We start from the raw sequence: 507 nt of genomic DNA, 5'->3' as shown, positions 1-507 counted from the left end.
CGACATCGCGGCCGTGACGGCGGCGTTCCGCGACGCGGCCGAGCGCTCGCTCGACGCCGGGTTCGAGGTCGCGGAGGTCCACGCCGCACACGGCTACCTCCTCCATCAGTTCCTCTCGCCCGTGACGAACGGCCGCGACGACGAGTACGGCGGGAGCTTCGAGAACCGAACGCGGCTGCTCCGGGAGGTCGTCGCGGCGGTCCGGGACGTGTGGCCGACGGGGAAGCCCGTGTTCGTCCGGATCTCCGCGACCGACTGGATCGACGACCGCGACTCGTGGGACGTCGACGACTCCGTCCGGCTCGCACCGCTGCTGGCGGACGCCGGCGCGGACCTGATCGACGTCTCCGGCGGCGGGATCCATCCCGATCAGCAGCTGCCGAGTACGGGCCCCGGCTATCAGGTGCCGTACGAGGAGGCGATCCGCGAGGGGACGGACGTGCCGGTCGCCGCGGTGGGCGGGATCACGGAACCGACCCACGCGGACGCGCTAGTGCGGAACGGGCG

The 507-nt window shown here is 72.8% G+C and carries 1 protein-coding gene; it reads left to right on the top strand.

The genetic code is table 11. From position 1 onward, the window contains the following. The coding region (locus ACFQEU_RS18125; protein WP_465261197.1) for an oxidoreductase at positions 1-507 on the top strand (507 nt) is incomplete at both ends.

Origin of the sequence: Halorubrum tibetense, assembly GCF_042661865.1 — an archaeon.
Lineage (GTDB): Archaea > Halobacteriota > Halobacteria > Halobacteriales > Haloferacaceae > Halorubrum > Halorubrum tibetense.
Note: the sequence above shows the minus strand (reverse complement) of the source record. Positions and strands in the feature narration are given on the sequence as shown.